Below are 6034 nucleotides of genomic sequence, written 5' to 3'. Positions count from 1 at the left end.
CTGCAGTATTAAAATTGGTATTTGCGATATCTTCTGTAACTTTTTTGATTGTCTTATGCCGTATAAGTTGAGTAGGGGTGCCAGAGTGAAGTCGGTTATTTTGTTGATTAATGGCGAGGTTAAAACAACGATTGAGGAAGCGGTAGACTCCACCAATTGCCGTTGTGCTCCAAGCCGCATCTTCGTTGTATGGACCAATGAAGAGCTCGTAGGTCCTCAAGGTATCTGCGCCGTAACCAGAGTCGATGACATCGAGAGGATCAATCACGTTTCCTTTTGATTTTGACATCTTTTTACCATCAGGGGCGTTAATATAGCCGTTATAAAGAAGCTTTTTGACAGGTTCACGGAATGGAAGATAACCTTGATCGGCAAAGAATTTACACCAGAAACGGATATAGAGCAGATGCGCAACAGCGTGGTCGGCACCGCAATAAATATCGAGAGGCTCCCAGTATTTAACAGCATCTTGGTCCCAAGCCGTAGAGGTGGAGTGTGGTGATGCGTAGCGCCAAAGATACCAGGAGGAACAGGCGTAACCATCTAGCGTATCAGTCTCTCGAATCATCTCCTCGCCATCAATAGTAACTTTTAGCCAATCTTCAGCTTTGGCAAGAGCAGAACGGCCAGTTTTATCTGGACGGTAATCAGATACTTCAGGCAAGACTACTGGTAATTGATCCTCAGGGATAGCATGTGGCTGACCATCTTTATCGTAGGCGATGGGGATTGGACAACCCCAGTATCGTTGACGTGAAATAAGCCAATCGCGCATACGATAAGTGACTTTTTTATTAGCAACAGCCTCCCCAAGGTCTGATAAAATTTGGCTTTCGGCCTCTTTAGAGGTTAAATTATTATATTTTCCTGAGTTTAATAGAATACCTCGATCGTGGAAGAATTGCAGAGCGTCACCATCATGAGCTTCAGATTGATTATTTAACTCAACTGGCTTAACTACTGTTTTGATTTCCAGCTGATATTTTGAGGCAAAAGCAAAATCACGTTCATCGTGACCTGGCACTGCCATGACAGCACCATCACCATAATTAATAAGAACGTAATCTGAAACCCAAATTGGGATTTCTTCTTTAGTGACTGGATTAATAGCGAAGCTACCAGTAAAGACTCCGGTTTTCTCTTTGTTTTCTTGACGTTCAATTTCCGATTTCTTAATAGCGGCAGCACAATAGTTTTTTACTTCTTCTTCCGTATCTTTGGTAATTAAATCAGGAATTTTCGGATGTTCAGGTGCAAGTACCAAAAATGTTGCGCCACAAATAGTGTCAAGGCGAGTGGTAAAGATGTCAATTGTATCTTCTTGGTCTTTGACTTTAAATTTCACATTGGCGCCCTCTGATCGTCCAATCCAGTTTTTCTGCATTGTTTTGATTTTTTCGGGCCAATCGAGTTGATCAATTTCTTCTAAAAGTTCGTCAGCATAAGCGGTAATCTTAAAGAACCACTGTTTCATTTTTTTCTTTTCAACTTCGGTACCACAGCGCCAACAGTGACCATTTTCTACCTGTTCGTTAGCTAAGACGGTTTGGTCGTTAGGGCACCACCATTGATAGCTTTCTTTCTGATAGGCGAGCCCCTTTTTAAATAGTTGCAAGAAACACCACTGAGTCCATCGGTAATATTCAGGGTCAGAGGTATTAATTTCACGATTCCAATCGATGTAGAAGCCTAGGCGCTTGGCTTGTTTTCTGAAGTTATTAATATTGGTTTTGGTGGCCTCGGCTGGAGAAATACCAGTTTTGATTGCGTAGTTCTCTGCAGGGAGTCCAAAGGTATCATAACCAAAAGGTCGAAGAACGTTTTTGCCATTTTGGGCATAGAATCTTGTCAAAACGTCAACAATAGAAAAATTACGAACATGGCCAACATGAAGACCAGCACCAGATGGATAGGGGAACATTTCTGCGAGGTACATTTTTTCTGCACCATTTTCTTCAGCACGAAAAGCTTGCTCGGTTTCCCAGATTTTTTGCCATTTTTCTTCTATTTTTGTTGGATTATATCTTTCCATAATAACTCCCTAATCTTATTTATTATACCAGAGTTTAAGATTGATTTAAATTTATACCGTATCTCAAATAGAAGAGGAGGATGGCAGTAGCAATGGAGACATTAAAAGATTCTTTTTGGCCAGACATGGGAATCTCCAAAAATAAATCAATAAATCGATGAAGTTCCGACGAGATCCCTTCCACTTCTTCTCCGAGAATTAGAGCAACCTTAGAGCCCAGTAGATTTGGAAGAGAATGTTCGGTGATTTGATGTAGAAGAGTATCTTTCAGATTATTCTCTAGACCCACGATTTGATAACCCTGAGCCTTTAGGGTGTGAATTGAATCAATTATATCTTGAGAATATGAAGACAGTAGGGTCTTCTCGGCGCCAAGGGCGGTTTTATGAATTTGATTCGTTATTTTTTCTGCAAGATGAGGTAGGAGAGTTGAATGGGGGATTGGGGCTGGAGTAAAACCAGAGTAAATAATTTGATCTACAGAAAAACCGTCAGCAGTTCGAAGGATAGAACCAACATTGTAGGTTGAACGGATGTTATGTAGAATTAAGACGATTTCCATATCTCTATTTTATCATGTCTATTCAGGGGTTATTTTGTTATAATAAGCTTATGGATAAAATTACAGAAGAATGGCTAAATGAATTATCAGCCAATAAAATTTCAGGGCCAGACGTTGACCGTTCTTTAGCTTATGCTAAGGATCTGCTAAAAGGCCTGTCAACGATTCGACGATTCTCGCAAGGGGTAACAATTTTTGGTTCGGCTAGGACGCCAGAGACGGACAAGTATTATATTAAGGCTCGCGAATTAGGACGTTTGCTAGCGGAAAATGGTCACCCAGTAATTACTGGTGGTGGTCCTGGCATTATGGAAGCAGCTAACCGTGGCGCATACGAATATGGGGGACGCAGTGTGGGACTAAATATTAAGTTGCCTTTTGAACAACACGAGAATCCTTATCTTACCGACTCAATGGAGTTTAATTACTTTTTTGCTCGTAAGGTGATGCTAGTGATGTCTAGCAAGGCTTACGCTTTTTTCCCTGGCGGGTTAGGTACGCTTGATGAAATGTCTGAGGTTTTAATTTTAATTCAAACAGGTAAGATGCCCAAGATGCCATGTTTCTTAATTGGTAAGTCATATTGGCGTCCACTAGTGAAGTTCTTCAAGACTACCATGCTAAAAAACAAGATGATTAAGGAGGAGGATCTTGATCTTTTTGTAATGACTGATGATATCACAGAGGTGGTGCTAGCAGCAAACAAAATTGGGCACATCAATATTAACGATAATATCTATAATCGCGTTAAATCAGTGTAAAGATTTATTAAAAATATGAGGCTTCCACCTCATATTTTTTTATAAATAAAGTCGCTGAATTGGCATTGGGTGATATTTTTCATTAGCTGAGAGTATACCTTTAGTAGAGCCGATTTCTGAGATAACTGAGGTAGCATTGGCGGCAGCAGCAATGAGGCTATGCTTAAAGTCTAAGCCGTCGAGAAGGCCGGCAAGAAAACCAGAGCCAAAGGCATCACCTGCACCCGTAGGATCGATAGGGGCTTTTTGTTCATATTCAGCTAGACGATATATTTCTTCTCCAGATTTGGCAATACTACCACTAGCGCCCGCGGTAATGATTACGGTCCTAGTATATGCGGAAAGCTTAGTGATGAGTTCTTCAAGAATTTCCCCGCCAACTAGCATCTTGGCTTCTTGTTGATTAACGAGCAGAACATCAATATCAGACAAAAGCCCTAAGACTTTTTTCTTTTGTTTTAGTTCTAGTTCGCCGGGGTTCCAGAAAATTTTAATTTGTTTTTCTTTAGCCTGTTCAATAAATTCTAGAGCCTTATCTAAATCACCATTTAGAGTTGTGAGATACAGCCAATCCGGATTAGCCAGATTAAGATCGTGAGACTCTAAATTATTTGAGGTTTTAGCTGCACCTAGACAGTTCATGGTGGTCCTGGTGGCGGTTTTTGAATCCAGCAGAACAACAGAAGTACCAGTCTGAAGAGGAAGCTGATTTAGATAGCTCGTATCAACGCTTTCATCGATTAGAAAATCCTTAATAGCTTCTGCTGAGCGATCCTGGCCGAGATTACTAATTAAAATTGATTGGTGACCATGACGAGCAAATGTTACAGCCGCATTAACACCACTACCACCTAGCTGATAATAGATCTGGTCGATGTCGACTTTCTCGCCGATAGAGACTTTTTGCTTATTGATAATAAAGTCATCATGATCTACTAGTATAATTTGTTGCATGGCCGCACCAATAGTAAGGACACGAAAGATTGGCTGTTCTTTGTAGTGGACTTTACGATAAAATTTTGAAGCGACCATTACATGATCCCCCGTTTTTTTGACTCCTCAACAAGCTGATCAAAAGCCACTTTTTTGTCTTGTGTTTTGGAAATAGCGGAGCCAACATTAATCACATTTAGGTCAGCATGTGCAAGAGCGCGGACATTGGTTAGATTTGCACCGCCATCCCAGCCAATTTCAACCGTGGGGTTAATTTCACGAATGAGTTTAATTTTTTCCATCTGTAACAGGTCTGCTTGGCCGCCTTGTTTACCGAGGGAGCCAGCAAAAATAAGAACATGATCCACAGCTTCAATGTAGGCCTTAACTAGACCGGGATAAGTCCCCGGTAAAAGCGCTAAGCCTGATTTGATACCAGCTTTTTTAAATTCACTAAAGAATGGTGTTAAATCCTCGCTAGCCTCGGCATGTAAGATACAGAGTGAGGGTTTGAGTCGGAGAAGATGGGTGAGATGATCGCTTGGTCTTGCCGACATCAAATGTAGATCAAAAGAAACTCCTTGAGGTAGACCAGCAATTGTGGATTCTGGGAGGCTTTTGTCGGCCGTGAAGGTGCCATCCATTAGATCAATCTGAATTCTTTTAGCAAACTGCGGATAGGCCTGCAACTGTGCCGCAAAAACTTGCGGATCATTAGTTAGAATTGTCGGTACTATATATACATCCTCACCCATAGTTTTCCTTTATTAATAAATTGATTCCTCATCAAGTCGTTGATTGCGCCTAATATATCTTTCTTCGGGCAAAAAATTACCGCGAAGGAACATATCGATGGCCTGATCAATATTTGCATCATCCATAAAATCAGAAGAAAGACAGAGGACATTAGCGTCATTATGAAGTCGACCAAGACGAACTAACTCTGGAGTGTAGCCACAGATGGCACGTATTCCTTTAAAACGATTGGCCTGGATGGCAATACCGTGGGCTGAGCCACAGATGAGAATGCCGCGAGAATTAGCAGTTTCCCTGACGGCGCGTGAGACTGCGATGGCATAATCGTTAAAATCATCGTCTGGACGAATAGTCTCTGGACCGAGATCGACAATTTCATAGCTATCCTTCCATTCAGTATTGGCAAGAGTGGCAAGAATATGCTGTTTGGCGACGAAGCCACGGTGATCTGAACCGATAAAAATCCTTGGCATATTAGTTTTTCCCAAAATCAGCGGCTAGCTCTACGTATTCATTCATGAATGATTGATTTTTCAACATCGAGAACAAATCTTGAAAATAATCTTTCCCAAATTGTTGCTTGTAGGCAATAGGAGTGTAGCCATTAGTTCCTAACTCATACTCCTGATCGCCAACCATGATGATTTTGCGCATTTATTTCTCCTTAACCTACGGCATTAGGTTCATAAACTTTTGTGAACCAGTTGTTGTAGACTTCGTTGTTATCAGCTGAAGTGATTGAACGTTTGATAACTGAGTCAAGTGGACGAGGACTAGCTTTGAAAGATAGCTCACGTTCGTTCACGTTTGTACCGTTTTTAGTTGATGATCCATTTGATGGGCGACTTGCTGAGCAGTAGTAAAGAACGTGACGAGTCTTGTTCTTATCACCTGAGAACTCGAACATAATAGCGAATGCTGTTGGTTCTGCATCTCCTTTTTCAGTCATGACACCAGTTTGAGAGTCTTTGATTTCTCCCAAAATCTTAG

General features: G+C 41.2%; 8 protein-coding genes. 1 reads left to right on the top strand and 7 read right to left on the bottom strand.

Annotated elements, in window-relative coordinates; genetic code table 11:
* Together leuS and G3KMM_RS02715 are read right to left on the bottom strand one after the other, a co-directional pair.
* Positions 1-2032, bottom strand: a 2032-nt coding sequence (leuS, locus tag G3KMM_RS02720) for a leucine--tRNA ligase (protein WP_129605262.1), incomplete at its 3' end; no start/stop codon positions are given.
* A gap of 34 nt (positions 2033-2066) precedes the next feature.
* On the bottom strand, positions 2067-2594 hold the full coding sequence (locus tag G3KMM_RS02715; protein ID WP_129605260.1) for a TrmH family RNA methyltransferase: 528 nt from the start codon (positions 2592-2594) through the stop codon (positions 2067-2069).
* A gap of 50 nt (positions 2595-2644) precedes the next feature.
* Here G3KMM_RS02715 and G3KMM_RS02710 point away from each other — a divergent pair, with 50 nt between their 5' ends.
* Positions 2645-3355 carry an LOG family protein gene (locus G3KMM_RS02710; RefSeq protein ID WP_164998494.1) on the top strand — a complete coding sequence of 237 codons (711 nt, stop codon included), beginning with the start codon at positions 2645-2647 and terminating at the stop codon, positions 3353-3355.
* A gap of 39 nt (positions 3356-3394) precedes the next feature.
* Here G3KMM_RS02710 and G3KMM_RS02705 read toward each other — a convergent pair whose 3' ends face one another.
* From G3KMM_RS02705 to G3KMM_RS02685, 5 genes are all read right to left on the bottom strand, one after another.
* A complete protein-coding gene (locus G3KMM_RS02705) occupies positions 3395-4387 on the bottom strand; it encodes a carbohydrate kinase family protein (RefSeq protein ID WP_129605252.1) in 993 nt (330 codons plus the stop codon).
* Entirely contained in the window at positions 4387-5043 is a 657-nt protein-coding gene (locus G3KMM_RS02700) for a beta/alpha barrel domain-containing protein (RefSeq protein ID WP_129605249.1), read from the bottom strand. Before G3KMM_RS02700 ends, G3KMM_RS02705 begins: the two co-directional genes overlap by 1 nt.
* Before the next feature lie 12 nt (positions 5044-5055).
* Positions 5056-5517, bottom strand: coding sequence for an RpiB/LacA/LacB family sugar-phosphate isomerase (locus G3KMM_RS02695; RefSeq protein WP_129605246.1), 462 nt, complete (start codon positions 5515-5517; stop codon positions 5056-5058).
* 1 nt (position 5518) lies between these two features.
* Positions 5519-5698: a hypothetical protein gene (locus G3KMM_RS02690; RefSeq protein WP_129605244.1), complete on the bottom strand. Its 180-nt coding sequence runs from the start codon at positions 5696-5698 to the stop codon at positions 5519-5521.
* Between the two features lie 10 nt (positions 5699-5708).
* On the bottom strand, positions 5709-6034 hold a 326-nt coding region (locus G3KMM_RS02685; protein ID WP_206660652.1), incomplete at its 5' end, for a major tail protein.

Origin of the sequence: Candidatus Nanosyncoccus nanoralicus (genome assembly GCF_004138405.1) — a bacterium.
In the GTDB taxonomy this organism is placed as follows: Bacteria; Patescibacteriota; Saccharimonadia; order Saccharimonadales; family Saccharimonadaceae; genus Nanosyncoccus; species Nanosyncoccus nanoralicus.
Note: the sequence above shows the minus strand (reverse complement) of the source record. Positions and strands in the feature narration are given on the sequence as shown.

Coding starts and splice junctions, on each gene's coding strand:
- G3KMM_RS02715 (WP_129605260.1), bottom strand. CDS start 2,594: ATGGAAATCGTCTTAATTCTACATAACATCCGTTCAACCTACAATGTT.
- G3KMM_RS02710 (WP_164998494.1), top strand. CDS start 2,645: ATGGATAAAATTACAGAAGAATGGCTAAATGAATTATCAGCCAATAAA.
- G3KMM_RS02705 (WP_129605252.1), bottom strand. CDS start 4,387: ATGGTCGCTTCAAAATTTTATCGTAAAGTCCACTACAAAGAACAGCCA.
- G3KMM_RS02700 (WP_129605249.1), bottom strand. CDS start 5,043: ATGGGTGAGGATGTATATATAGTACCGACAATTCTAACTAATGATCCG.
- G3KMM_RS02695 (WP_129605246.1), bottom strand. CDS start 5,517: ATGCCAAGGATTTTTATCGGTTCAGATCACCGTGGCTTCGTCGCCAAA.
- G3KMM_RS02690 (WP_129605244.1), bottom strand. CDS start 5,698: ATGCGCAAAATCATCATGGTTGGCGATCAGGAGTATGAGTTAGGAACT.